26 protein-coding genes and 3 tRNA genes are annotated in these 25,278 nt (G+C 57.8%); 11 read left to right on the top strand and 18 right to left on the bottom strand.

What is annotated here, in order from left to right:
* The first annotated feature begins 21 nt into the window (after nt 1–21).
* The 4 genes from AC0L8G_RS12515 (at nt 22) to AC0L8G_RS12500 (ending at nt 2,643) form a co-directional block, all read left to right on the top strand.
* A tRNA-Glu gene (locus tag AC0L8G_RS12515) sits at nt 22–96 on the top strand.
* A 172-nt stretch (nt 97–268) separates the two neighbouring features.
* Nucleotides 269–718, top strand: coding sequence for a YbjN domain-containing protein (locus AC0L8G_RS12510; RefSeq protein ID WP_473384520.1), 450 nt, complete (start codon nt 269–271; stop codon nt 716–718).
* Between the two features lie 201 nt (nt 719–919).
* Nucleotides 920–1,465: a cold-shock protein gene (locus tag AC0L8G_RS12505; protein WP_473384519.1), complete on the top strand. Its 546-nt coding sequence runs from the start codon at nt 920–922 to the stop codon at nt 1,463–1,465.
* 137 nt (nt 1,466–1,602) lie between these two features.
* The gene (locus AC0L8G_RS12500; protein ID WP_473384518.1) at nt 1,603–2,643 is read left to right on the top strand and encodes a carbon-nitrogen hydrolase family protein; all 1,041 of its coding nucleotides are present in this window, start codon (nt 1,603–1,605) and stop codon (nt 2,641–2,643) included.
* Nucleotides 2,644–2,645: 2 nt separating this feature from the next.
* Here the strand turns inward: AC0L8G_RS12500 and AC0L8G_RS12495 are convergent.
* The 7 genes from AC0L8G_RS12495 to sseA all read right to left on the bottom strand — a co-directional run bounded on the left by AC0L8G_RS12495 (nt 2,646) and on the right by sseA (nt 6,267).
* Nucleotides 2,646–2,722 (bottom strand) — tRNA-Arg (locus AC0L8G_RS12495).
* 100 nt (nt 2,723–2,822) lie between these two features.
* Entirely contained in the window at nt 2,823–3,131 is a 309-nt protein-coding gene (locus AC0L8G_RS12490) for an ETC complex I subunit (RefSeq protein ID WP_473384517.1), read from the bottom strand.
* 32 nt (nt 3,132–3,163) lie between these two features.
* Nucleotides 3,164–3,240 (bottom strand) — tRNA-Pro (locus AC0L8G_RS12485).
* Nucleotides 3,241–3,322: 82 nt separating this feature from the next.
* On the bottom strand, nt 3,323–3,640 hold the full coding sequence (locus tag AC0L8G_RS12480; protein ID WP_473384516.1) for a peptidase associated/transthyretin-like domain-containing protein: 318 nt from the start codon (nt 3,638–3,640) through the stop codon (nt 3,323–3,325).
* A gap of 20 nt (nt 3,641–3,660) precedes the next feature.
* Nucleotides 3,661–4,824, bottom strand: coding sequence for a cystathionine beta-lyase (gene metC, locus AC0L8G_RS12475; protein ID WP_473384515.1), 1,164 nt, complete (start codon nt 4,822–4,824; stop codon nt 3,661–3,663).
* 41 nt (nt 4,825–4,865) lie between these two features.
* Entirely contained in the window at nt 4,866–5,441 is a 576-nt protein-coding gene (locus AC0L8G_RS12470; RefSeq protein WP_473384514.1) for a GNAT family N-acetyltransferase, read from the bottom strand.
* Nucleotides 5,404–6,267, bottom strand: a complete 864-nt coding sequence (gene sseA / locus AC0L8G_RS12465; RefSeq protein WP_473384513.1) for a 3-mercaptopyruvate sulfurtransferase — start codon at nt 6,265–6,267, stop codon at nt 5,404–5,406. Before sseA ends, AC0L8G_RS12470 begins: the two co-directional genes overlap by 38 nt.
* Nucleotides 6,268–6,535: 268 nt before the next feature.
* Between sseA and AC0L8G_RS12460 the strand changes: the two genes are divergently transcribed.
* Entirely contained in the window at nt 6,536–6,748 is a 213-nt protein-coding gene (locus AC0L8G_RS12460; protein WP_473384512.1) for a type II toxin-antitoxin system RelE/ParE family toxin, read from the top strand.
* 29 nt (nt 6,749–6,777) lie between these two features.
* Entirely contained in the window at nt 6,778–7,068 is a 291-nt protein-coding gene (locus AC0L8G_RS12455; RefSeq protein WP_473384511.1) for a HigA family addiction module antitoxin, read from the top strand.
* A gap of 14 nt (nt 7,069–7,082) precedes the next feature.
* Here the strand turns inward: AC0L8G_RS12455 and AC0L8G_RS12450 are convergent, their stop codons facing one another.
* Nucleotides 7,083–8,084, bottom strand: a complete 1,002-nt coding sequence (locus AC0L8G_RS12450) for a cysteine synthase A (protein WP_473384510.1) — start codon at nt 8,082–8,084, stop codon at nt 7,083–7,085.
* Nucleotides 8,085–8,284: 200 nt separating this feature from the next.
* Nucleotides 8,285–9,112, bottom strand: coding sequence for a nucleoside triphosphate pyrophosphohydrolase (gene mazG / locus AC0L8G_RS12445; RefSeq protein ID WP_473384509.1), 828 nt, complete (start codon nt 9,110–9,112; stop codon nt 8,285–8,287).
* Nucleotides 9,113–9,289: 177 nt separating this feature from the next.
* Here mazG and AC0L8G_RS12440 point away from each other — a divergent pair, with 177 nt between their 5' ends.
* Entirely contained in the window at nt 9,290–10,216 is a 927-nt protein-coding gene (locus tag AC0L8G_RS12440) for a branched-chain amino acid transaminase (RefSeq protein WP_473384508.1), read from the top strand.
* Nucleotides 10,217–10,422: 206 nt separating this feature from the next.
* Nucleotides 10,423–11,436 carry a hypothetical protein gene (locus AC0L8G_RS12435; protein WP_473384507.1) on the top strand — a complete coding sequence of 338 codons (1,014 nt, stop codon included), beginning with the start codon at nt 10,423–10,425 and terminating at the stop codon, nt 11,434–11,436.
* Between the two features lie 61 nt (nt 11,437–11,497).
* On the opposite strand, the gene AC0L8G_RS12430 is transcribed toward AC0L8G_RS12435, so the two are convergent.
* Entirely contained in the window at nt 11,498–13,039 is a 1,542-nt protein-coding gene (locus AC0L8G_RS12430) for an alkaline phosphatase family protein (RefSeq protein ID WP_473384506.1), read from the bottom strand.
* A 61-nt stretch (nt 13,040–13,100) separates the two neighbouring features.
* Nucleotides 13,101–14,825: a gamma-glutamyltransferase gene (gene ggt, locus AC0L8G_RS12425; RefSeq protein ID WP_473384505.1), complete on the bottom strand. Its 1,725-nt coding sequence runs from the start codon at nt 14,823–14,825 to the stop codon at nt 13,101–13,103.
* 130 nt (nt 14,826–14,955) lie between these two features.
* Between ggt and AC0L8G_RS12420 the strand changes: the two genes are divergently transcribed.
* Entirely contained in the window at nt 14,956–17,100 is a 2,145-nt protein-coding gene (locus AC0L8G_RS12420; RefSeq protein ID WP_473384504.1) for a penicillin acylase family protein, read from the top strand.
* Between the two features lie 14 nt (nt 17,101–17,114).
* Here the strand turns inward: AC0L8G_RS12420 and AC0L8G_RS12415 are convergent, their stop codons facing one another.
* The 6 genes from AC0L8G_RS12415 to AC0L8G_RS12390 all read right to left on the bottom strand — a co-directional run bounded on the left by AC0L8G_RS12415 (nt 17,115) and on the right by AC0L8G_RS12390 (nt 21,990).
* Nucleotides 17,115–17,561: a hypothetical protein gene (locus AC0L8G_RS12415; protein WP_473384503.1), complete on the bottom strand. Its 447-nt coding sequence runs from the start codon at nt 17,559–17,561 to the stop codon at nt 17,115–17,117.
* Nucleotides 17,530–18,693, bottom strand: a complete 1,164-nt coding sequence (locus tag AC0L8G_RS12410) for a hypothetical protein (RefSeq protein ID WP_473384502.1) — start codon at nt 18,691–18,693, stop codon at nt 17,530–17,532. Before AC0L8G_RS12410 ends, AC0L8G_RS12415 begins: the two co-directional genes overlap by 32 nt.
* Before the next feature lie 38 nt (nt 18,694–18,731).
* Entirely contained in the window at nt 18,732–19,268 is a 537-nt protein-coding gene (locus AC0L8G_RS12405; protein WP_473384501.1) for a hypothetical protein, read from the bottom strand.
* Nucleotides 19,269–19,284: 16 nt separating this feature from the next.
* Nucleotides 19,285–19,932, bottom strand: a complete 648-nt coding sequence (locus AC0L8G_RS12400; RefSeq protein WP_473384500.1) for a YMGG-like glycine zipper-containing protein — start codon at nt 19,930–19,932, stop codon at nt 19,285–19,287.
* Between the two features lie 40 nt (nt 19,933–19,972).
* Nucleotides 19,973–20,881, bottom strand: coding sequence for a hypothetical protein (locus tag AC0L8G_RS12395; RefSeq protein WP_473384499.1), 909 nt, complete (start codon nt 20,879–20,881; stop codon nt 19,973–19,975).
* A gap of 182 nt (nt 20,882–21,063) precedes the next feature.
* The gene (locus AC0L8G_RS12390; RefSeq protein ID WP_473384498.1) at nt 21,064–21,990 is read right to left on the bottom strand and encodes a haloalkane dehalogenase; all 927 of its coding nucleotides are present in this window, start codon (nt 21,988–21,990) and stop codon (nt 21,064–21,066) included.
* Nucleotides 21,991–22,077: 87 nt separating this feature from the next.
* Between AC0L8G_RS12390 and lpdA the strand changes: the two genes are divergently transcribed.
* The gene (gene lpdA / locus AC0L8G_RS12385) at nt 22,078–23,493 is read left to right on the top strand and encodes a dihydrolipoyl dehydrogenase (RefSeq protein WP_473384497.1); all 1,416 of its coding nucleotides are present in this window, start codon (nt 22,078–22,080) and stop codon (nt 23,491–23,493) included.
* Nucleotides 23,494–23,957: 464 nt separating this feature from the next.
* Nucleotides 23,958–24,569, top strand: a complete 612-nt coding sequence (locus tag AC0L8G_RS12380) for a hypothetical protein (RefSeq protein WP_473384496.1) — start codon at nt 23,958–23,960, stop codon at nt 24,567–24,569.
* Here the strand turns inward: AC0L8G_RS12380 and AC0L8G_RS12375 are convergent.
* Nucleotides 24,566–25,231 carry a hypothetical protein gene (locus tag AC0L8G_RS12375; RefSeq protein ID WP_473384495.1) on the bottom strand — a complete coding sequence of 222 codons (666 nt, stop codon included), beginning with the start codon at nt 25,229–25,231 and terminating at the stop codon, nt 24,566–24,568. The two genes, AC0L8G_RS12380 and AC0L8G_RS12375, sit on opposite strands and share 4 nt — an antisense overlap.
* Nucleotides 25,232–25,278: the final 47 nt, after the last annotated feature.

Raw genomic sequence — 25,278 nt, 5'->3', positions numbered from 1 at the left:
CGCTTTGCGGCTAACCAGTGTGGGCCCTTCGTCTATCGGTTAGGACGTCAGGTTTTCAACCTGAAAAGAGGGGTTCGACTCCCCTAGGGCCTACCATTTTCCCTCCGAAATGGTCTGGTTTGACCCGCACACCCGGACCGCAGAGCGCCAAAATCTCACATTTCACGCCCGCGCCAGCCCGCCAGGGTGGCACTCCAGCGTTGATTTCAGGACGATTTTGACGTCTATTAAGGTTCGTTAACCGCGTTCGGACGGAGGGGTTGTGTCCATGAGGGGAATACTCGCACTAGCAGCTGCATTCATCGTCATATGCGCGCCGGTCTCGGCGTTTGCGGCGAAGGTCTCGAAAGCCGAGATCGAAGAGAAACTCGCAGCACAAGGCTACTCCGTTCAGGATGTGGGCCCCAACACCATCTTCGTGCGCGTCGCCGACTACGACATCCGCATCGACATTATGGGTCCCGACGGCGACATCTCTTACCGCACCTGGCTCTTTGAAGTGGATTCAAGCGATGTCAGCTACAAGGTGCTCAATCAGTTTAATAACGATGTGAAATTTGGCCGCGTCTATATTGATGATGACGGCGACGTAACGCTGCAGATGGACCGCAATGGCGCGGGCGGCGCAAATATCGAAAACATTGAATCTGATTTCGATGTCTTCTTGATGCTGATCAGTTCATTCATGGATCACCTCGAGTCACAGATTGTGGCGTGAGCGGATGATCTGGCGTTTCGGCGCCTGTCGCTTTCGTAATGTTATCTAATAACCAGCGACACAACTGCACCGCGAAAAAAATCGGATAGCAAACTAAATTAGTGCATTTTTTGCGCGAAGGCATTAGTGTTTTCTCGCGGGCGGATTATAGTAAACAAAAAGAACCTAAGTTTAGGGCGCGACAGGGGTACCAAGAGCATCATGGACGAGCGGTTTGATCCATCGCGCGGGGAGGACGAAACGTCCGGCGCTGACGAAGAACGGTTTACCATCAAGGGCGTCGTCAAGTGGTTTGATCCGGCGAAGGGCTACGGCTTTATCATCACCGATGACGCCGAGGGCGATATTCTAATTCACTCAACCTGTCTGAAAGCCGCCGGCATGACCACGGCGCGCGAAGGCGCGACAGTCGAATGCGAAGTTGTTCGCCGCGAAAAAGGACTGCAGGCGTCAAAGCTGCTGACGATTGACGATTCCACGGCCGCCGCATTGGCGCCGACGGAGCCAATCCTGAACCAGACGCCAGCAGGTGATTTCATGCGGGCCACGGTGAAATGGTTCAATCGCGCAAAAGGCTATGGTTTTTTGACACGCGGCGACGGCACGGAAGACATCTTTGTGCATATGGAGACATTGCGCCGTCATGGTCTTGGCGAATTGCAGCAGGGCGCGCGGGTGCAGGTGTCCTTTGCGAAAGGCTCAAAGGGTCTTCTCGCCATTGAAGTGAAGCCCGACCTCGAAAACTAGGCTCTTCTTCCTTACACAGATTATAGCGCAGCCGTGCGTTGACTGAGAGCGCATAGTAACTGCGCCCCGGCGAATTCAATTTGCCTTTCCGGTTTTGGCGAAACATACTCGCTGAAAGCAAGTTGAAAGGGCTGGGTGTGGGAGACGTTTATCCGAAAATCAAAGTTGCGGCGTTTCATGTGGCGTCGCCCTTTCTTGACCGTGACGCCTGCGTCGAAAAATGCTGCAAGCTGATTGGCGAAGCGGCGGCGCAGGGCGCGAAGCTTATTGTCTTTCCCGAAACCTTCATTCCCGGATATCCGTTCTGGATCTGGACACACACGCCCGCGACCGGCGGCGAGTTTTTCTTTGAGCTTTTCGCCAACAGCGTGGAGGTCGGCAGCGATGCGACGCACGCTATCGGCGAGGCGGCGCGCAAGGCGGGCGCCTATGTGGCGGTTGGCGTTTCAGAACGCGATGGCGGCACGCTGTACAACACGATGCTGTTTTTCGACGACAATGGCGATATTGTCGGCCGCCACCGCAAATTACAGCCGACCTGCGTCGAGCGCACCGTATGGGGCCGCGGCGACGGATCGGGGTTGCGCGTCATTGAAACGCCCTTTGCAAAACTTGGCGGCCTGATCTGCTGGGAGCATTCGATGGATCTCGCGCGCTATGCGCTGACCAGCCAGGGCGAGCAGATACACATCGCCATGTGGCCGGCGGGCTCGGCGCTCAGCCATGATCCAAGTTCCGGCGTGTTCGACGATCTGTCCGAAGCGGCGGCGCGCCATCATGCGGCGGCGGGGCAATGTTTCGTCATCAATGTTCAATCGCGCATCGACAAAGCAACGCTCGAGCGTCTCGGGTTCACCGACAAGCCGGAAATGATGCGCGAGGGCGGCGGATGGAGCGCCATCATCGGTCCCTTTGGAAACATCATTGAGGGACCGCATCGCGATGAAGAGAAAATGCTTATCGCGGAGCTCGACCTCGCGGACATTGTGCATTTCAAATATGTCTCGGATTCGGCGGGCCATTATGCGCGGCCTGATGTGTTGCGGCTGGCCGTCGATTATCGGGCGAAATCGATCACCGCGCCGTTCGAGGACGGGCCAGCGGCGACGCCCGCAGGCGGCAGCGACTGGCCGCTGCGTAGCGATGATGAAAAGGCTGACGGTGAAAGCGAGCGGTGAAATGGCGACCCCGGCAGGATTCGAACCTGCGACCATCGGCTTAGAAGGCCGGTGCTCTATCCAGCTGAGCTACGGGGCCGGACTGTCAGCACTATAGACTGACGCCGTGCAAAAATCTTGACCACATCCTGATTGAAATTTTCGGAGTGCTGAAAAACGCAGCGCATCGCGAATGCGCGCTAATGCGTCCAGGGCTTGCGGCGATGAAAGGAGAAATTGTCCGAATAGGCCTTGGGCTGGGAAACCACTTCATGGGGCGCATCGATTCGGAAAGGAAGCGCATGGCGCTCCGCATAGGCGACCGCGTCATCCTGGCTGTCGAATGTCAGTCTGACCTGTCCGGCGGCGGTTTCATCTGCGCTGGTCCAGCCCATTAGCGGATCAATCCGTCTGGCGGCCTCCGCCTCGAATTCCAGGATCCAGCGGGCGGTTTTGGCCTTGCCCGATTGCATGGCGGTTTTCGCCGGTCTGTAGATGCGCGCGAACATGTACGCTTCCCGCTGTTGCTTCGTCTGCCGAATGGTCGGGGCGGCAAGATTCGAACTTGCGGCCCTCTGGTCCCAAACCAGATGCGCTACCAGGCTGCGCTACGCCCCGCCAACGGCTTCAAAGCGGCTCTGATCCTTCATCTCGGCGCGGATGTAAAGCCTTTTAGGGCGAACCGACATGATTTCAGTGGTTAATTCAGGTCCGGCAGGGCCTCGGCGTCGACCCCGTCGCTGGCGGCGGCCAGTTCCATCGGGATGACCACTTCATTTCGGCTGGGGCTCAGCATGTAGGACTTTGAGACGAAACCGGCCTTGGCGAGGCGCATCCGGCGGGGTTCGTCGAGTTTGACCCGGCAGGGGGTCTCGCATTCGCCGACACCCTCAATGGTCAGCAGCGCCCCGGGCGGGTCTGTCACCACATTGACGGTGCCCGCGCCGCCGCCGATCAAACTATCCGTGACGCAACCGCTGGCGAGCAATGTCGCCGCCAATATCGCCGAAATCCGCATACGCTCTCCCATGGCGGGCCTTACTTCCGGGCGGCCGCCAGCGCCATAAAAGCGCGTTCCAGATCGATTTTCAAATCCTCGATATCTTCCAGCCCGGCATGGAAGCGCAGCACCGGGCCATCCTCCTTCCATTGTGTCGCCGAGCGGTAGTTTTCCGGTTTCACATGCAGGACGAGGCTCTCATAGCCGCCCCAGGAAAAACCAATGCCGAACAGCTTGAAGGCGTTGAAAAACGTCTTGAGCGCGGGCAGGGGCGCCGGCTTCAAGACCGCGCCGAACAGGCCGGACGCGCCGGTGAAATCGCGCTTCCAGACACCGTGGCCCGGGCAGGATTTCTGCGCCGGGTGGAGGATGCGGTCGACCTCGTCACGCTTCTTCAGCCATTTGATGATTTCATTGGCGTTTTCTTCATGCCGGTCGAGCCGCGTCGACAGGGTGCGCATGCCGCGCAGCGCCAGATAGGCGTCATCCGCCGAGACATTCGAGCCGAGCTGCAAAAGCGCGTAATAGATTTTCCTGGCGGTCTGTTCGTCGGCGGAGGTGAGCGTGCCGACCAGGCAATCGGAATGGCCGACCAGATATTTCGTCGCCGCCTGAACGGAGACATCAGCGCCGAGCGCGAGGGGCTTGCAGAAATATCCGGCGCCCCAGGTGTTGTCGACAATCAGCTTGGCGCCATAGGCATGGGCGACATTCGCCAGCATTGGCAGGTCTTGCACTTCGAAGGTCAGCGAGCCAGGCGACTCCGCGAAGATGACTTTCGTGTTTGGCTGTATCAGCGCGGTGATCTCCGCTTCCGAGGCGACCGGATCGTAAAACGTCGTTTCAACGCCAAAGCGTTTAAGAAAATTCAGACAGAACTTTCGGGTCGGATCATAGGCGGTGTCGGTCATCAGCACATGATCGCCGGCGGCGACAAAGGCGAGCAACGCGGCGGTGCAGGCCTGCAATCCCGATGGCGCGAGGCGCGTTTCAAACCCGCCCTCAAGCGCGGTCACCGCTTCTTCAAACGCCCGGTGCGTCGGCGTGCCGAGCCGGCCATAGGTGATCGATTTGGCCCCTTCCAGATAATCGTCATAGGTCGGGAAGAGATAGGTGGAGGCCCGTTCTACCGGCGTGTTGACGGGATGGGCGGGACGCTGATGCGGGCGGCCAGCAACGGTGAGTTTGGTATTGTCTTTCATGAGGTTTTTCTAGCTGAAGTCGGGCTTCGCTTGAAGGCGCTTTAGCGGCTCGCCGGCGGAATTCGCTCCACCAGGCCGGAGCTGCGGTCGACCACTGAAAAGCCGAGCTTTTGATAAAGCGGCAGGGCGGCGGGATGGTCCAGCGTGCAAGTCTCTAGCAGCAGCTTTTGCGGCGCGCGCGACCAGGCGAGATCGAGCACATTGGTCAGAAAGAACCGGCCCAGTCCTTTGCCGGTAAAGCCCGGCGCAAGGCCGAAAAACTTCAACTCATGGATCTCTGCATTGCGTGCATCGATTTCCGCCATGCCCGCCGGCGCGCCGCCCGCATAAAGAACATAAAGATAGACATCCTCATGCTGGATGATGGACGCCAGTTCGTCATCGGAAAGCTTGCGGCGGCTCACCCAATTATAAGGCGCGCCCACAAGGTCGTAGAGATAGCGGTAAAAATGCACGGGCGGGTTGGCGACGCGCATCAGCGCCAGCTGGTGCTTCTCCGCGAGCGACGGAACCGCCGTCAGGGACGGCCGCGTAGTCTGCTCCAGATAGGTGATGGTGACCGGAATCCGGTCGACGCTGTCAGGCGTCAGCGATAACGGGGAATATTTTGTCGTCATGGCGTTCGTCGCCCCATTCCGTCCAGGAGCCGTCATAGACCGCCGCATTTGTCGCGCCGATGGTCTCCAATGCCAGGAATAGTATCGCAGCTGTAACGCCTGATCCACAGCTCGTAATGACGCGGGTTTGCGGCCCGGTTCCGGTACTGACCCCGGTATTGGCGAATATCAGCTCCAGCTCCTCGCGCGGGCGCAAAGCCCCGTCTTCATTGAGCAAGAGGCCGAAGGGAAGGCAGGTCGCGCCCGGCATATGCCCGGCCCGCAGCCCGGCTCTGAGCTCAGCGGCCTTGCCGGAGAACCGCTCCGCCGAGCGCGCATCGAGGACAATGGCGCCCTCGCGCAACGCCGCGCGCACATCATCGGCATCGGCGCAAAGCGCGGGAACGGGCGAGGCGGTGTAAGTCGTCTGTACCGGGACGGTTTTGTCTGCCGTGACCGGGTGTTTTTGCTTAAGCCATCTCGGCAAGCCGCCATCCAGCACGGCGACCTGTTTGTGCCCCATGGCGCGAAAGGTCCACCAGACCCGCGCCGCAGACATAAGGCCTTTTTCGTCATAGATCACAACGCGGTCGCGATCTGAAATGCCGAGCGCGCCCATGGCGGCTTCGAACTGCGCCGGCGAGGGCAGCATATGAGGCAGGTCGGTCGACTTGTCGGCGATGGCGTCTATGTCGAAAAACACCGCGCCGGGAATATGCTGCGCGTTGTAATTGTCGATCGCATCGCCATTGCCCGGCATGCGCCAGGACCCGTCGATGATTTTCAGATCCGTCTCACCGAGATGCCCGGCGAGCCAGTCCGTGGATACAAGCGCTCCGATTGTCATGACGGCCTGTTTGCTGCGAATTGAATGGCGGGACCATACAGGCATCGCCGGTCATGTCATAGCTCTCCCATGGGTCTGACTGTTCGCCATTTTCGCAATGGCGCGCGCCCGGCGCGGCCCGCAGGAAGGGCGGCTGTTTGCGTATCATCTCATGATACAAAAGCCTTGAAATGTGTATCATACTATGATACATGGAAGGGTGATCAGATCTTTAAAAGGCCGTCTCGCTGAAGGCATTGCCGCGAATAGGCGCCCAAAGCGCTTTCCGATGGATGTCTTTGATCGCGCGAAGAACAAGCTTGCGATGATCGATGCGGCGGCGGTTCTGGACGATTTGCGCGTGCCGCCGGGTAACCGGCTGGAAGCGCTGAAAGGCGACCGAGCTGGCCAGCATTCGGTCAGGATCAACGATCAATGGCGCGTCTGCTTTATCTGGCGGGACGGCGCCGCCGAGGACGTGGAGATTGTCGATTATCATTGATGATCGGCGGTATTAGAAAGGCGAACCGTATGACAAAGCTTAAATTCGCAGTTCATCCCGGACGGATATTGCGCGATGAATTCCTTTCTCCGCTTGGTCTTTCGGCTGGAGCGCTCGCATCCCATGTCGGTGTGCCGCGTACACGCATAGAACGGTTGGTAAGTGAGCAAACGTCCATGACTGTTGATACGGCTATGCGCCTTGCTGCCGCCTTTGGAACGACACCGAATTTCTGGGTGAATTTGCAAACCGCTTACGACCTCGCACAGGCCAATGCAAAAGACTTTCGCGGCATTGAGCTGGTGGAGATGGCGGGCTAGCCCGCGTAGGCGCCTTAGCTCAGCCAGGGCGGCGTCGGCAGGCCTTTTTCCTTCAGGAATGCCGGATTGTAGAGCTTGGAGGCGTAGCGATGGCCGTAGTCGCAGAGAATGGTCACGATGGTGTGGCCGGGACCGAGTTCTTTCGCCAGCGTCATCGCGCCGGCGATGTTGATGCCGGAAGACCCGCCAAGGCAGAGGCCTTCTTCGGTCACCAGCTTGAACAGGACGTTCAGCATATCCGCATCATTGATGCGGTAGCCATCGTCGATCGGCGCGCCTTCGAGATTGGCGGTGATGCGGCCCTGACCGATGCCTTCGGTGATTGAGCCGCCTTCGGTTTCTTCTTTGCCAAACTTGATCAGGGAATAAATTTTTGAACCGCCCGGATCGCTGACGGCGGTTTTGATGTTCTTGTTGCGCTCTTTCAGCGCCATGGATATCCCGGCCAGCGTGCCGCCAGTGCCGACCGCGCAAGTGAAGCCGTCCACCTTGCCGCCGGTCTGTTCCCAGATTTCCGGGCCTGTAGTCGCGACGTGAAAATCGCGATTGGCGACATTGTCGAACTGGTTCGCCCAGACCGCGCCATTGGGCTCGCTCTCCGCCAGTTCTTCGGCGAGGCGGCGCGAATAGTGAACATAGTTGTTCGGGTTGGCGTAGGGGACCGCGTCCACTTCAATCAGCTCGGCGCCATGAATGCGCAGGGCGATTTTTTTCTCTTCACTCTGGGTGCGGGGAATAACGATCTTGGTTTTATAGCCGAGCGCCGCGCCGACCATGGCGAGACCGATGCCGGTATTGCCCGCTGTGCCCTCGACAATGACGCCGCCGGGTTTCAACGCGCCGCTTTTCTCCGCGTCGCGAATGATGCCGAGCGCCGCGCGGTCTTTCACCGACTGGCCCGGGTTCAAAAACTCCGCCTTGCCGAGAATGGTGCAGCCGGTCTCCTCCGACGCGCGCTTCAGTTTGATCAGCGGCGTGTTTCCGATGAGGTCGAGCATTTCTTGTGGGGCGGTCATGGTCAGGCGAACTCCGGGCGTTGAAAAAAATCTCTATAGAACAGCTTCGGCCAAAATGCGCGGTCCTCGCGACAGTTTGAACCCAGTATTTCTAACAAGGCTTGTGAGAAATTGTGGTGCGCTGCAGGAATGGTTGCATATAGCCCGCCCCACCGTTCATCCCCGCCTTCAGGGGGTTAAGCGGGGTATAAATGCAAGCTCTATTTTTTTTGCTTTTCAAGCGCCTTCGCTTCATCCCAGACCGCTTCCATCGCATCGAGCGAGGCATCGGCGAGGCTTTCGCCGCGCGCCGCAAATGTCTTTTCGATATGCTTGAAGCGGCGGATGAATTTTTCATTGGCCCGGCGCAGCGCGCTTTCCGGGTCGATGTCGAGATGGCGTGAAAGATTGGCCAGCACGAAGAGAAGATCGCCGAACTCTTCTTCAATGTGGTCCGTGTCGCCTTCGTCCATCGCTTCATTCAGTTCTTCGGTTTCCTCCGCGATCTTGTCGAGGACCGAGCGCGCATCGGGCCAGTCGAAGCCAACGCGGCCGGCCCGCTTTTGCAGCTTCACCGCGCGGGTGAGGCCGGGCAGGCCGGCGGGCACGTCATCGAGCAATCCGTCCGCGCCTTTCGCCTTGCGTTCTTCGGCCTTCTGAACTTCCCAAGCATTGGTCTGTTCTTCCGCAGACCGCATTTCCACATCGCCGAATACATGGGGGTGCCTGCGGATCATTTTGTCGGCGATGGTTTGCGCGACATCGCCAAAGGTGAAGAGGCCTTGCTCCTTCGCCATCTGCGCATGGAAAACCGACTGAAAGAGAAGATCGCCCAATTCTTCTTTCAACGCCGCCATGTCGTCCTTCTCGATAGCGTCGGCGACCTCATAGGCTTCCTCGACCGTGTAAGGAGCGATGGAGCGGAAATTCTGCTCCAGATCCCACGGGCAGCCGCCCTCCGGGGCGCGCAGACGCGCCATTACGTCGAGCAAGGCGTCGATTTTGCGGGCGTCCTCGGACGGATTATGGGCGAAAGCTGCATCATTCATGGGCGGGACTCTCCGGTCTGACTACAAGCTGGGCGAAATCTGCTCCACTCGCCCGGATTAGAGAACATTCCCGCCAAACACCACCTTCTACTCGTCCGAATGTCCGACAACGCTTGCATTTGACGCGAGGCTCAGCCATTCAAAGTTCCGTTCAAACCAACAGAAGGAACGACCCTCATGCCTATCCAGGAAGCCAAATATATCTGGCGCAACGGTAAAATGATCCCCTGGGCCGAGGCGACAACCCACGTAATGACCCATGGTCTCCATTACGGGACCTCGGTGTTCGAAGGGATGCGCGCCTACAACACAAAGCATAAGGGCGTGGTGGTGTTCCGGAACCGCGAACATGTTGAGCGGCTGTTCTTTTCCGCGCGCGTCTATCGCATCGACATTACGAAATACTCCGTCGAAGAGATTATGGGCGTGTGCCGCGACATTGTCCGCGAAAATGAACTCGACAGCGCCTATATCCGTCCCATCGCCTATCTCGGCTATGGTGAAATGGGTCCGGCCTCGTTTGACGCGCCGTCCGATCTTGCGGTCGCGGCGTTTCCCTGGGGCGCCTATCTCGGCGCCGAGGGTCTTAAAAACGGCATCGATGTGGCGTTCTCAAGCTGGCGGCGTAATGCGCCGGGCACTACGCCTTCCGGCGTGAAAGCGGGCGGCAATTATTTGTCGAGCCGTCTCGTGTCGCAGGAAGCCAAGCTCGCCGGTTTCGCCGAAGGTCTGGGCCTCGCCCATGACGGCACGGTCAGCGAAGGCGCGGGCGAAAATATCTTCATCGTCCTGAACGGCAAGATCTACACGCCGACGACAGCGTCTTCGATCCTGTCCGGCATTACCCGCGACACAGTGATCACGCTGGCGAGAAAAGCCGGTTACGAAGTGATCGAACAATCGATCCCGCGCGAAATGCTCTATGCGGCGGATGAAGTCTTCCTCACCGGCACGGCCGCGGAAATCACGCCGGTGCGCACGATTGACCGGCTGACCGTGGGCAAGGGCAATCGTCCGGCCACGTCGCAAATCCAGGATATGTTCTTCGGCCTGTTCTCCGGCGAGACCGAAGACGAATGGGGCTGGCTCGACCCAGTGGCTTAAGTCCTGAAACCAGGCCAGGAATTTGGAACGGCGGATGCGCCCGGCGCGTCCGCCGTTTTTGTCTTGTTCTTCTTTTTCGGCGCTCTGCAAACCGCCGGATCCCATGGGTCGATCGCCCAAACAAAGTTATTGCGCGGCGAAAATCTATAGCTAATTTTCTTTCCCTTGGCGGCGGGTGTTCGCACGGCCTAAGGGAGATAAAGGACATGATTGCTTCTGTTCGTTCGGCCTGCGTTGCGTGTGTGTTTTTCCTGTTCTGGGGCGCTGCGTCGGCTTCCGCCGAGTCCGCATATTTTCTGAAGCAAATGCCCGCATCTGAAGAGATCGACGCGGCGTTTCCCCTGGAGGGGCGCGACCCTGTTGACGCCGCAGCGCGCAGGGCGGCAGCGTATAAGCTAGTTGGAATCGTCATCGCCAAGAGCGAAGGCCGGAACGGCGCGCCGTCAAACCTGTCCGCTGCAGAGTTCGATATCTATCGCGCCTATAGCGATCAAGGCCCAGCCGACGTGCGCGTAGCTATGGGATGGCCCGCCGTTTTCTGCAATGGCGACAAGGACTGCGAACGCTTCGATTCTCTCGTCCTCGATTATGTCTGGCGCGACAAAAGGAAAGCGGAGGTTTTTGGTTCCGAATTTCGCAACAAATTGTTTTCCGGAAAGGAAGCTCTGTTGCCGGACAATTTGCGCTACTCCAAGCAAAAGCGCGACGCGGATACCGGTGTGGCGGTGATGACGCTACTCGCCGGACTTGCCGTCGGATTGTTTGCAGCATCGCCCTGGGCGAAGGCGCGGGAAGGCGTCATCAAATCTCTCGGATCAGGCATCACCAAAAGCAGCGGCGGCCTGACCTACAATGCCCGCAACCATCTGAACATTGGCGACAAGCGGCTTGGAACAACCATAACTTCCATGCGTTTAGATGACGCGCTTACTCATGCGATGAACCTTGGCGCGCCAGTCAGAATTGGCGTTGGCTGGAGTTTCTGGCGAAACTGGGCGCTTTGCGTCAAAGGGCCGACCGAGACTGTGCGCGAGCCGTTTCTGTCTTTTGTCATCCAGACTTTCGCGGTGACGCCCATTCTCGGCTGTGTCGGCCTTGTTGCAGCGGCGATCCTCGGCGCGGCCGTTGGCTCCGGCCATGTTTCAGTGTTTGCGATGAGTTTTGTCGCAGCCTACACGGTCGGTCTGGTGCTGAAAAATATGCTGGCCTGGCGCGCGTAAACTTATTTTCCGCCCGAAGCCGCATGGCCGGTTCGGGCGGAAGACTTGCAAATGCAGCAAGTTATTCGTCTGTCAGTTGCGGATCGAAGCGCAGCGCATCCATTATCACATGGTAGATATAATTCTGCTCGACAACGCCGGTGAAGAGATAGGCGTCGGGGCCTGACGCATAGATCGTCACATCCTGGCCGCCATGAGTTTCCGAGCCCAGCGGCACCAGCGATTGCTGTTGAAAGTCGACATTTTCGACATCCGCATCACTCAGCAGCGGTCGGCCGTCTTTTGGCGAACCTTCCTTGCCGAAAACCGCACCCGGCCCGTTGGCGTAGCCCAAGGTGGTGTAGGGTTTGCCGTCACGCGCCTTTGAGGTGTGGTCGGCATCGCCGCCGCCGAATTTGACGAGGCCGAGAATGTCGTTGCCCTTTTGCTGATAGCCAGCAAAGCTCAGCGTATGGCCGTGATCGGCCGTGGCGATGATCAGCGTATCGTCGGCGCTGGTCATCTCGCGCGCGGCGGCGACTGCTTGTGAATATTCCTGCGCATCGGTGAGCGCCCGGGCGGCGTTGCCGCCATGATGGGCGTGATCGACACGGCCCGCCTCAACCACCAGCACAAAGCCGTTTTCATTGCGCGAGAGGATTTCAATCGCCTTGCGGGTCATCTCCTCAAGCGACGGCTCGCCCGCTTTGTCCTCGGCGCGGTCCGCCTCGTAGCGCATATGCGACATTTCAAAAAGACCGAGCACGCGCGGGTCGCTAGCTGGATCAATCGCATCGAACTGCGCCTTGTTCCAGACAAAGGCGTGATGGTCTGACTTCGAAACCCATTCCGCCGTCAGATTGCGGCCATCCTTGCGCCCGCCTTTACGGCCTTCATTTTCGGGATCATTGGCGTCGGCGGGCATGAAGTTGGGCCGCCCGCCCCCCATGGCGACTTCGAGCCCGTCGCCATAAGGAAAGTCGATGAGCTGGCTGGCGATATCGCGGCAACCCAACTCATAGGCGCCGTTGGGAAGATTGACGTCGCGCTCCCAGTCGCGGTCGGGCACATGGGCGTAGGTCGCCGCCGGGGTTGCATGGGTGAGGCGCGCTGTCGAAACAACGCCGGTCGCCATGCCCGCCATTTCCGCCCGCTCGACAAAGGTCGTCGCATGGGCGCCCAAGCTGGCGGCGCAATCGCCGCGCGGGGATTCTTTTGTTACGCCGATAAGGCCGGCGCGAGTTTTAAAGCCGGTGGTCATCGCGGTCATCGTGCCCGCCGAGTCCGGTGTTTGCGCATCGGTGTTGTAGGTCTTCGACATGGCGAGATAGGGGAAGCGTTCGAAAGAGAGGAGATTTTCCTCGCCTTCTTCGCCGCGGGTCTGACCGTCAAAAATGCGCGCGGCGGTGATGGTGGTCGGGTCCATGCCGTCAGCGACAAAGAGAATAACGTTTTTCGCCTTGCCTTTGTTCGCCGTCACCGTTTTGCGCTGGGACAGCGCCGCCTGCGCGCCGTCGAACCAGGCGTCGCCCACAGGCGCCTGCGCGCGGCCGGATTGGGCGAGGTCAGAGGTGCACGCGGCCAGGGGCAGGGCGCATAGCATCAGGGCGAGGCGATATTTCATGAGTGTCGTTCCTGTTGTGGTCTTTAATCGTTACATGCACGAGCTGTTTGACAGTCTTGTGTCAGCAGCCGCCTTCGGGCGAGCAGGCGCCGCCGCCGGGATTGCGGTCATCGGTATATCCATAGATCCAGCCATCGCTGATCATGACCGTCTGCGGGGTCGGATGCCAGTCATAGGGCTCAAGCGTGTGACCTTTCGCCTCCAGCAGACGGATCGTATCGGCGCTGAGGCCGGGTTCGTAGAGGATCCTGTCCGGCAGCCATTGATGATGAATGCGCGGATGGTCGGTGGCGTCGCCGATATTCATCTCCCGGTCGATGACATTGACGATGAGCTGCAGCACCGAGGTAATGATCCGCGCGCCGCCTTGCGCGCCGGTCGCCATGAAGGGCTCGCCATTTTTGAAGACCAGCGTCGGGGTCATTGAGGAGAGCGGTCGTTTGCCGGGCGCGATGGCGTTTTTCTCGCCGCCCACAAGACCGTAATAATTCGGCACGCCCGGCGCGGCGGAGAAATCATCCATCTCATTGTTCATGAGAATCCCCGTGCCGGGAATGACGATGCCGGAACCAAAACTCGCATTCAGCGTATAGGTGTTGGCGACCATATTGCCGTCTTTGTCGATGATCGAATAATGTGTCGTGTCCGGGCTTTCATAAGGGTAGGGATCGCCTGCGCCGATCTCTGCGGATAACATGGCCTTTTTCGGATTGATCTTTGCGGCGAGCGCGCGGGCGTACTCTTTCGAGATCAGCCCTTCGACCGGCACTGACACAAAATCGGGATCGCCCAGATGGACGGCGCGATCCGCATAGGCGAGGCGCATGGTTTCGGCCAGGAAGTGCAGGCTCTCCGCATCGTCGCTCTGACCGGGCGTGGGGTCGCGGGTTTCCAGCATGTTGAGCATTTCGATCACATGCACGCCGCCGGAACTTGGCGGCGGCATGGAGACAATGTCGTAGCCGCGAAATGTGCCGCGCACCGGTTCGCGTTCCACCACCTTGTAAGCATCGAGATCAGCCTGGGTGATCAACCCGCCATGGGCAGGCATTTCCGCGATCAGGGCTTGCGCCACCCGGCCTTTATAGAAGCCGTCTGCGCCTTTTTTCGAGATTTCCTTGAGCGTTCTGGCAAGGTCCGGGCGCTTGAAGGTTTCGCCGGGAAGATAAGCCGAGCCGTCAGGTTTGAAGAACTCCGCAAAGGCGGCGGCGTTGTCGCTCAGCAGCGCCCGCTCGGCTTCGACCATGGCGGTGTTGAAATAGGAGAGGGCGTAGCCTTTTTCCGCCAGCCGGATCGCGGGCGCCATCACATCCTGACGGGATAGCTTGCCGTAATGCTCCTGCGCATAGAGAAGGCCCGCCACGGTGCCGGGCACGCCGGCGCCCTTTAGCGTGCGCAAAATGTCTTCGCCGACAACTTCGCCATCGGCGCCTAGATACATGTCGCGCGACGCACCCATCGGCGCCATTTCACGATAGTCGATCGCCAGCGTTCGATCCTCATCCGCCAGATAGACAAGCATGAAGCCGCCGCCGCCAATATTGCCAGCCGCCGGATAGGTGACCGCCAGCGCGAAAGCCGTCGCGACCGCCGCATCCACTGCGTTGCCGCCCTTGGCCAGCATGGCAGCGCCCGCTTGCGCCGCGCGTTCTTCTTCCGCCGCAACCATGCCGCCTTGTCCCGCATTCGGATGATGCATCGCTGCGGGCAGCGGCGGCACCTGCGCAAAGGCCGGGGCAAACGCGGCGGCGATGGCGGCGCAAAGGGCGGCTATTTTGTGATGCATGTTCTTTCCTTCCGGCATGGGCGTCGCGCGGCGGGCGCAGAGGCTGCGTTATAGGCTGGTTCCGGGGGTGAAAACCATGGCAATATCACGCCTTCCGGCATAAGACCGGATGTCTGATATGGGGCGGATCATGTTGAAATTTCTGCGATTTGGCGCATTGGCCGTGCTCGCTTTGCTGGCGGCGGCGGCGTTATATCTCAGAACACCGGCGCTGACTGAGTTCGATCCCGAGACCGCGATCGCGGCGGCGAAAGACTATGATGCGCGCATCATTCGTGACGCTTACGGCGTGCCGCATATTTATGGCGAGCGCGACGCCGATGTGGCTTTCGGTCTCGCCTACGCCCATGCGGAAGACGACTGGGAAACCATCGAGGAAGTCATTTTATTTTCACGCGGCGATCTTGCGCGACGCGACGGCAAGGATGCGGCGATTACGGACTATCTGATCCGCGCCATGGGATCGGCGGATTCAATCGCGGCACATTATGAAGACAATCTGAGTGAACAAACGCGCGCCGTGGCGGAAGCCTATGCGGTCGGGATCAATTTCTTCTGCGCCGAAGACAAGTCGCGGTGTTTACCCGATGCGCTGCCGGTGACCGGCGAAGATGTGGTCGCGGGCTTTGCATCGCGCACGCCGTTTTTCTACGGCCTCGAAGAACAACTCACCAAACTTTTTGAGGGCGATGTGGTGATGCAGGAGCGCGCCGAAAATGCCCGCGAAGCATTGCTCAATGTGCCGAAGGAATTCGAACTTGGGTCGAACGCGGTCGCCGTGGCGCCCGTGCGCTCCGCCGACGGCCATACCCGCCTTATGGTGAACTCCCATCAGCCCTATACGGGGCCTGTCGCATGGTATGAAGCGCGGGTGAAATCCCGCGAGGGGTGGGACATGATCGGCGGCATCTTTCCCGGCGCGCCGGTGATCCTGCATGGTGCGGGGCCTGATCTCGGCTGGGCTTTCACAGTCAACAAGCCGGATCTGGTGGATATCTACGCGCTTGAGGTCGACAATGCGAAGAAGCCGAAAAGATATCGCTTTGACGGCGGCTGGCGCAATTTCAATGCGAAAAGCGTCAGTTTCCGTGTGCATTTATGGGGGCCGTTCAGCCTGCCGGTGACGCGCCGGGCGCTTTCCTCTGTCCACGGACCGGTTTTTGAAACTGATAAAGGGTGGTTCGCGGTTTCCTATGCAGGCAATGGCGAAATTCGCGTGCTCGAACAATATTACCGCATGAACCGCGCGACCAACTACACCGAATGGCGCTCGGCGATGGAGATGCTGGCGATCCCCAGCCTCAACGCGGTCTATGCGGATGGGGACGGCGTGATCGCCTATTACTACAACGCGGCGATACCTTTGCGCGCTGCGGGACCGGATTGGTCGAAAGTGCAGGACGGGTCCGACCCGGGGCTGGTCTGGCGCGGCAAACGGACATTGAACGACGTGCCGCAAGTGGTGATGCCCCTATCGGGCTATGTGGTGAACGCCAACCATCCGCCCTTCAAGGCGTCCGGAGCGGGCGACAATCCCAAAGTAAAAGACTTTCCGGCCCATTTCGGCATCGACCAGCGCACCACCAATCGCGGCCTGCGCATACAGGCGCTGTATGGCGGCGACAAATCGATCACTGCGAAGGAATTCGTCGCCTATAAATTCGACCACGCTTATGCGCAGGACTCCCGCGTGATGGAGCTTGTGCGCGCGCTGGCGGCGGAGGGCGGCGAGGGGCTTGATGCAGAGCGCGCGGTGCTCGCCGCATGGGATGGGTCGGTCGCCAGGGAAAACCGCTCGGCGGCGCTGGCGATCCTCACCGCGCAAAAGGCTCGGGGCTATCTCCTCAATGATGAAGGCGTGCAAACCGCCGATTATGAGACAGCATTGCGTGAAACGTCCGCTGATTTGACCGCGCGTTTCGGGCGGATCGATCCGGAATGGGGCGAGGCGGTGCGCCTGATGCGCGGTGATTTATCGCTCCCCTTGAATGGCGGGCCGGACACCTTGCGGGCGGTCTATCCGGCGGCTGAGGGCCCGGGCGCGCTCAAATCCGTCGCCGGCGACACCTATATTCTGTATGCGGACTGGGCCGGCGCGGGCGATGTTAAAATCAAAACAATCCATCAATTCGGCGCGTCGACGCTGGATGAAGCGTCACCGCATTACGCGGACCAGGCCCCGGTCTTCGCGGTCGAAGAATGGAAAACGCCGCCGATGACGCTTGACGCGCTGCTGGCCGAAGCGACTGCGGATTATCGTGTCGGGGGTGACTAACCGTTGTTCCGAATTTAATTCAGGCTGGAGTTGTTGTGTCGTCCGCCCATAATCGTCACGAACAACGCACCTACAAGCGCCGTACGGAAAGCCAGAACAAATAGCGACATGATCAGGTTTTTGCGCTGATGCGTCACTTCGGTAAAATTAAACCCCAACTGGACCAGATCGTCATCCTTGGTAAGCAGTTCGGGTGGCATTTCGAAAATGCCGGGAATAGACAAATCGAATACATCAAATAAGTCTCCACCCACAGCCGCGACCACTTCGTCCGAGACATATAGCACTTTTGCCGTTCCGGTCAGATCTGCAGAACTGCGCTGAATGGCGAATGTCTGGCCGGGAAAGCGCTGCTCATGTTCAAGAACGAATGACGTAAAAGTCAGGAACAGCGCAGCCAGCGCCAACAGGCCGTGTCTAGGCGTGACGTCAAGCGCCCGGTTGCCCGTGCGGCCGATCATGATTGTCGATAACGCGCCAACTATTGTACGAGCTGCGCAGCGCGCGCAAAATGTGGCGATATCCTTGAAGAAAATAAACGCCAACGCACCAAAGAGGAACAGGTTCAGGGCTGTGGTTTGATGGGCCGACAGCCAGACGGAGTTCAAAAAGTTGGTCCGCATGATCGCCGGCGAAAGTCCTGGCCAGCCATTTGACCGGCGCGAAATCCGCGATTGGATAGTCCCATAAATGCATCCCGGCAGCTACGATCCCAAGACAAGCGCCAAGCAGTAGCGCGCCGTTTCTTATATCCCTTCGGCTGTTTTTTTTGTTGATAATCTCGTCATCGCCAGGCGAGGTGAAATCCGTAATGAATTTGTCAAAGGAGATATAGGTGGCGAAGATAAATGCGATCAGAAACGGCGCCATGCCCCGGTAAAAGAATATCTTATTTTCGCCGCCGCCGCCGCCGCCGGGGAGCAACGTGATAAGCGCTTTGTCAATCAAGGAATTGAGCACAGACCATATGGAAGGCGCGGAAACTTGCGAAAGTTGAGAGAGTTGATTGCCCGAAACTCCCTGCGACGCTAACCCGTTTGCATCGGATGCGATGCTTTCCAATACGGTTATCCCTGGAAAGAAAATCACAAGGCACAATAAAACAGAGCCTAGAAAAGGCTTGCTCTTGACAAAATCAGCAGCAAGCGCTGGTGCAAGCGCGATGTACCTGGCCACTGCATTGTTCAAGCTCTCAGCGCGGCTGCGAAAAAACCTTGGTTTGTTTCCATCCCAAAAGAAATAGTGACATAGCAGGACGGTCGAAAAGAGGATTGCGCCCAGCCACATGGGCAGTGAAACGTCATAAACGCTCAATGTCGGTCCAAATTCTCCCGCCTTGCGTAGCTGCGGCATCAACGCCCACATAGCGGCGGCCCAGAAAATTGCAGGCGCAACCAAACGAACAAAAAATATACGCAGCCAACGCGTGTCGCCTAGCCGGTCGAAGAATTTATAGACGGGGTTTGCGGCTTCGTCATTTCTGAGTTCGTCGATGGAAACCGCAACAAACGCCAAGCCGTAGAGCACAACGATTCCGCCGACTGGCGAAAAAACCCACGCCCATTGGTTCTGAGATTCCACTGCAGCTTCCATAGCTCTGGACCTTTAAGGCGGCGTCGACACGTAAGCGACTATGCGCCGGTTTCAGTTAGCGCAATAATTTCCGCGCGCACTTGATCCTGCTTGCGCAAGACTTCCTGTATTTCCGCGTTCAGCCGGGCGATGTCCTGATCGGCTGTGTCCACTTTAGCTTTGAGATCGTCGACTTTGGCGATTAGGTCATCCAAATCGCGCTGCAGGTTCGCCGCTCGCTCAGCGCGCCCCGCTTCGAGCGAGGCGGCGTTAGGAATATCGTCGCGCAATTGCTTGATATCGGCGTTCAGTCGGGACAGTTCTCTTTGCTGTTCCGACTTTGTCAGCATCGCAATATCGGTATCGTAGAGGATCGAGCGCTGTTCGGCATCAAGGCGGCTGCGTTCGTCTTCTTGTTGGGCGCGGATCGCGGCCAGCTCATCTTGCCGCGCATTGTAACAATCAGAAGTCAGGCCTGAAAGCGTGCGAGTGTAGCTCGCAACATTCGGGTCGCAGCTAGCCAAGTCTGAACTTGTGGCGCAACCAGCGAGGGTCAGACAAGCGGCCGACAGAACGGACGCGGAAAATCTCTGCATGTTTCCAGCTCCTCGTTTAAACGTAGCGCTGAGCTTCTGTCAGCGCCTGCGTGGCGGCGGCGCGCGTCTCCCGCAGGTTCGAAAGTTGCACATCGCGTTGTTGTTGGAGCACATTCTCAAGCCTCTCCGCTTCCGCGACTTTCTCATTGTTGCGAAGGTATTCCACGATCGCTTCCTGGTTTTTAATATCCGTTTCGGTCTGGTCGATGACCTTGTCGAGCGCGGCGATACGCGCTTTTAGGGCTTTCGATTCAGCAGAGAGCGCATTTCGCTGCGCTTGCGTTGCGTCGACGTCATCACTGATCATTGCAACATCTGCGTTAAGCGCGGCGAGTTGCGATTCCAGTATCGCATTTTCGTTTGCTAGGCTTGCGTTCCGGCTGTCAGCAATTTGGATTTCCTGGTGAGCCATCTCTTCGAGCGTCGCGTATTCTTGCCGGCGTTTTTTAAGATAGGCTCCACTGGCTGCGCCGAGCGCCGCACCTGCGACCGCGCCGATAGCGGCACCCTTTTTTCCGCCGATCAGCGCACCGGTTATTGCGCCGATAGCTGCGCCCCCGGCCGCGCCCTGACCGGTTTCAGACATACAACCGGTCATGACCATGGGAATGGTGGCGACTAGAGCGATGGAGGGGAGGCGGCGTCTGGACGAGATCTTGGTCATAATAAAAGCTCCGTCTATTTTGGATCACTGAAAGGAATGGTCATGTGCGGCTCTCTGGGAGACGCGCCGGTGCGCAGACGCTGGGTTTTACGCCGGCTGGTGGCATCATCTCGCAGGTCGAACGAATAACGAGCGCTTCCGATGGTGCGTTGGCAGCCACGCAATGCAGCTCGAGAAGATCCAGAAAGCTGTCTTTCGCCGCGTTGCTGACATTCAGCCGTGACGGGTTCTCGACTGCGCCGCCTGTCGCGCCGCCATCTTCGGCGGCGTAGCGCGCGGCAAGTACTGAGATAAGATCGGCGCATGACGTGGCGGACCGGTCGCCGCGAAATTTCACCTCCTGCAATTCGCGAACATAGGCCAGCGCATGTTCATCGATGCGCCGCAAAGTCTGTTCTATGGCTAATCGCAATTGTTGAACGGCCTCCAGGTCGCCGCCGACTTCAAGGCGTGCACGTAACGCCGTTTCAAGACCGGCCAGACGTGTCAGCGACAATCGCAACAGCGCAAGACGATTCAGCGCGCGCTCCGCAGCCACTTGCGCGCCAGCTGCATAGTCGCGGTAAAGCCGGTTGATAGCGTTCACGAGGAGCTGCCGGTCGGTGCTCGACAATTCTTCAATGATTTCGGGTTGCAGAAGAAAGCTTGTCAGCAGTTCTTCTTCCCGCTGGCGTTCAGCCAATTTTTCCGGTGCCATGATTGATGCCGGGTCCCGTTGCACTTCCTCAACGCCGGTCCATTCGCGCAAGTTGGAAAGCATGGCCGTGCGAGTGAAATAAATCGCAATGACCGCTACGATCACTACAACAAAAGTTGCGGTTAAGCAGGCGAAGAAAATACCGGGATTGCCCGACTCGCTTGTCGCCACGCCTGTCGCTGCCCTGTCGTCAGCAACACTCCCGACAGCCGCCGAAGCGACTTCGCTGTATTGACGCCCCCGCATCACCATCTCCAGCCCCTGGCGCTGACAAGGTCAGCGCCAGCGAAAGCTTTCAAATACAGAGTGCGGAGTCAACAACAAATATTTAGTACACTTACTAAAGGTGCTAGATTAGAAATACAGATGTGTCACAAAACTGAAGTATCAGGTTTAGGACATTGCCATAAAAACGTTGTATATGCGCAAAACGGTCACGCGATGTTGAATTTCTCCAGCGCCGCTTTGGCAATTGGTTCGCCCCATTCCTGCACGAAGTGACCGGCGTCTTTGACTTCCATCGGTTCGGGGCAGTTTTTGATCATCTTGCGCAGCCCGTGCATGGCGGGCGGGCCGAGGACGGGGTCCTGCATGCCGATCGCCATGAACGCGTCGCCGGTCCAGTCCTGCGACCAGAATTTGCGCGCCGCGAGCGATGTCTCAACGCCTTCCGCCGAAGCGGGCGTCAGCTCCTTGCCTTGCTCCTTCAGCATGACCAGTTCAGGAAAGCGGCGCACGCCGCCCTTGTAGGATTTATCGGGGAAGGGCGCGCTATAGGCGGCCTGTTCGGCGTCGGAGAGGATCGGCGTTGCGCGTTTCATCAGCCCGCCCACATCGAGATCGGGTTGTGAGCGGTTGAAGGCGCGCCACATGGCGAAACCTTCCGGCGCTTCCTCGCCGCCGGGCAAGCCAGTATTCATGACGATAAGGCGCGTATAGCGCTCCGGCGCCGCCAATGGCAGCGTCAGGCCGAGCAGCCCGCCCCAGTCCTGCACGACGAGGCAGACATTTTTGAGGTCTAGCCTTTCAACGAAGGCGAGCAGGGCGTTGCGATGAAAATAATAGGTATACGCATCATCATCGACCGGCTTGTCTGAGCGCCCGAAGCCGAACAGATCGACCGCGACCGCCCGATGACCGGCCCCGGTAAAGACCGGAATCATCTTGCGAAAGAGATAGGCCCATGACGGCTCGCCATGGATGCAGAGGAACGTGACCTCCGCGTCCTTCGGCCCCACATCCACATAATGCATCCGCAGGCCGTCATAGCCCTTGAGGTCTTCCACATAGCGCGGCGCATAGGGCCAGCCGGAAAGCCCCTCAAAACGCGCTTCAGGGGTGCGCAAGGCCTTGATTGTCATGAAATTTCCCTTCCGGTTGTTTTCTTCTCGGGCGGCGTGGCTATAGTCGCGCGCGACAGCAGACCCAGCAAGCGTGAAGGACAGCAAATGGCGGAACATTCGTGTGATCTCGTGGTGATCGGTTCAGGACCGGGGGGCTATGTGGCGGCGATCCGCGCCAGCCAGCTGGGGATGAAAACCGTAATCGTGGAGCGCGACGCGCTGGGCGGGGTTTGCCTCAACTGGGGCTGCATCCCGACCAAGGCGCTGCTCCGGACCGCCGAAGTCTACACCAATATGAAGCACGCCGCCGATTTCGGCCTCAAGGCGGATAATATCGGCTTTGACCTCAAGGCCGTGGTGGAGCGCTCTCGGGGCGTGTCGGCGCGGATGGAAAAGGGCGTCGGCTTCCTGATGAAGAAGAACAAGATCGACGTGGTCTACGGGACCGCGCGGCTGGAGAAGGGAGCCGCCGCGCCTGTCGTCAAGGTCAAGACCGAGAAGGGCGAAGAGGTAATCAAAGCCAAGCATGTCATCGTTGCGACGGGCGCGCGGGCGCGCACCATCCCCGCCGCCGGGCTTGAGGCGGACGGCAAGTTCATATGGACCGCCAAGGAAGCGATGATCCCCGATGTGATGCCGAAGAAGCTGCTGGTCATCGGCTCCGGCGCCATCGGCATCGAGTTTGCGAGTTTCTATAACGCGCTCGGCGCGGAGACGACCGTGGTGGAAATGGTCGACCGCATCCTGCCCGCCGAAGACGAAGAGATTTCCAAATTCGCAGAAAAGCAGTTCAAGAAACAGGGGATGAAAATCCTCACCTCCGCCAGTGTTGAAAAACTCGACAAGGGGGCGAGTTCGGTGAAGGCGACCATCAAGCTCAAAGACGGCAAGACGCAGGAAGTTGAGGCGGACCGCGTCATCCTCGCCATCGGGATTACGGGGAATACGGAAAATCTCGGCCTAGAAGCGCTGGGCGTCAAAATCGACCGCGGCCATGTCATCGTCAATGAATGGTTGGAAACGGGCGTCAAGGGGCTCTATGCGATTGGCGATCTCGTCGGCGCGCCGTGGCTGGCGCATAAGGCGTCGCATGAGGGCGTTCTGTGTGTCGAGAAAATCGCGGGCGTCAAAGGCCTGCATCCGATGGTCACTTCGAATATTCCGGGCTGCACCTATTCAAACCCGCAAGTCGCGAGCGTCGGCCTCACCGAAGCCAAGGCGAAAGCCGCCGGCCACAAGATCAAGGTCGGGCGCTTCCCCTTTGTCGGCAATGGCAAGGCGATCGCGCTGGGCGAGCCGGAAGGCATGGTCAAAACCATCTTTGACGAAAAAACCGGCGAGCTCCTCGGCGCCCATATGATCGGCGCGGAAGTCACCGAGCTGATTCAGGGCTTCGGCCTCGCCCGCTCCATGGAGGGTACCGAGGAAGACCTGATGCACGCCATCTTCCCGCACCCGACGCTGTCGGAAATGATGCATGAAAGCGTGCTGGACGCTTATGGGCGGGTCGTGCATGTTTGATTAGTATTTCTTAAGTTGCCAATAAGAGGAGAAGGATGGCGAAGAAAACGAGATCCTAGTGCTAAGACAGCAAGAAAGAAGGTTTCTCCGCCTGCCAAATACCCACGGCATTCTGCGGAAAAGGCTCTTCGGGTAGCTCAAGCAATTCTTGAACAGAACGCTGGTAAATCCTGCACCGCTCGTGAGGCCGCAAAGTTCGTTGGCGTAGGGTTTAACGGCCCGTTTCAAGTCGAAATAAGCTCTGGGATAAAGTATGGTTTCTTGGATCGGCCTAGTCCTGGTCAGGTTCTAGTTACAGAGAGGGCGAAAAAAGCACTACGTCCTCAGAGTCCTCAAGACAGGATAGCTGCTTTGAGAGAGGCTGTATTAGAAGCCCCTGTAATTTCATCTGTATACGGGCATTATCGGGGGAAAACCTACCTGACCCGCAGTTCTTAAAAAATGCGCTTGTCGATAATTTTAAAGTGCCAGCCGATAAACTTAGTGAATTTCAGGACGTTCTAATTTCATCCCTAAGGGCTGCTGAGCTTATTAGCGAACATGATGGCAAGCTTCGTATTTTAGACATTTCTCATGACAAGCCATCAAGCGAAACTCGGTCGCCTACGCTAAAAAAATTGGAAAAGACAGTAAAAGTTGATTCGACGGATACCTGTTTTGTCATGATGCCTTTCGCAGATCCGCTGGGAGGATACTTTGAAAAAATTTATAAGCCCGCAATAAAGAAGGCTGGGCTCGTGCCTATGCGCGCAGATGCAGATATTTTTGGAACCGGAAAAATAATTGATCAAATTTGGGCCGGAATAAATAATGCGAAAATATTGGTCGCTGAATTGACGTCACGAAATCCAAATGTGTTTTATGAATTAGGTTTGGCCCATGCTTTGGAAAAGCCGGTAGTTTTAGTTTCGTCGAATGAAGGGGATGTGCCGTTCGACTTACAGCATATTCGAGTCATCTACTATGACGTAAGTGACCCATTTTGGGGAAGTAAATTAATCGATAAGGTGGCCGAGAACATTCTCTCAGCAATTGAAAACCCCGAGGAAGCTGTTTTAACGCGCCCGCTCTCTTAGTATTCTTTCCGTAATTCCTCCCGTTTTCTCAGAATACGGCGGTAGTGCCGGCGAAACATCGCCTCTTCATCACCAGCCAAAGGAACGTCTTCCGCTGAATAAGAGGATGCTCGTGTTACGTCTAAGATGCGCATATCCGCTAAATCATAATCGCGAAGCGCCTCTAACATCATCCATAAACCAATTCGAATAGATTCATTTCCCAAGGCGGGCTCTTCAACAAAGTAGGGGTATACAATCCTATTCGATCCATCACCCATTCTTGCAGCAATTGTATTTTCAACTTTTATTGTTACGCCTAAGTCAGCAAAGTCATGCCTTGATTTCGGATTCTCGGCGAAGAGATCAAAAGGTTGATTGCTCCAACGTCTTTTTTCGACCCACCATCGCAAAAAACCGTCCCTAAGAATTGGATAGAGCCGCGCTCGACGCTGATTGCTTTGAATTCTGCTTTCTGTTGCTTCGGTTAAATCAACGGCACCTGAAATATGGTCTTTGGCATCTGTCCAAAATGGAATGTAAAAATCGCCGCCGCCCCCACTATAGCCGCGTTCTTTTGCAATTTCAGTTCGAATATCTTCCCTAAGTTTGGATGCTAACGCAGCGTCAGGAAGATAAAATAGCTGTAGTATTTTTCGTAGATGAATTTTTCGTACAGACATTATTTCTCTTTTCTGACACCCTTGAATGGCTGCTTGGAAGAGGACTT

It is taken from the genome of Hyphococcus sp. D3-15 (assembly GCF_055809375.1).
Note: the sequence above shows the minus strand (reverse complement) of the source record. Positions and strands in the feature narration are given on the sequence as shown.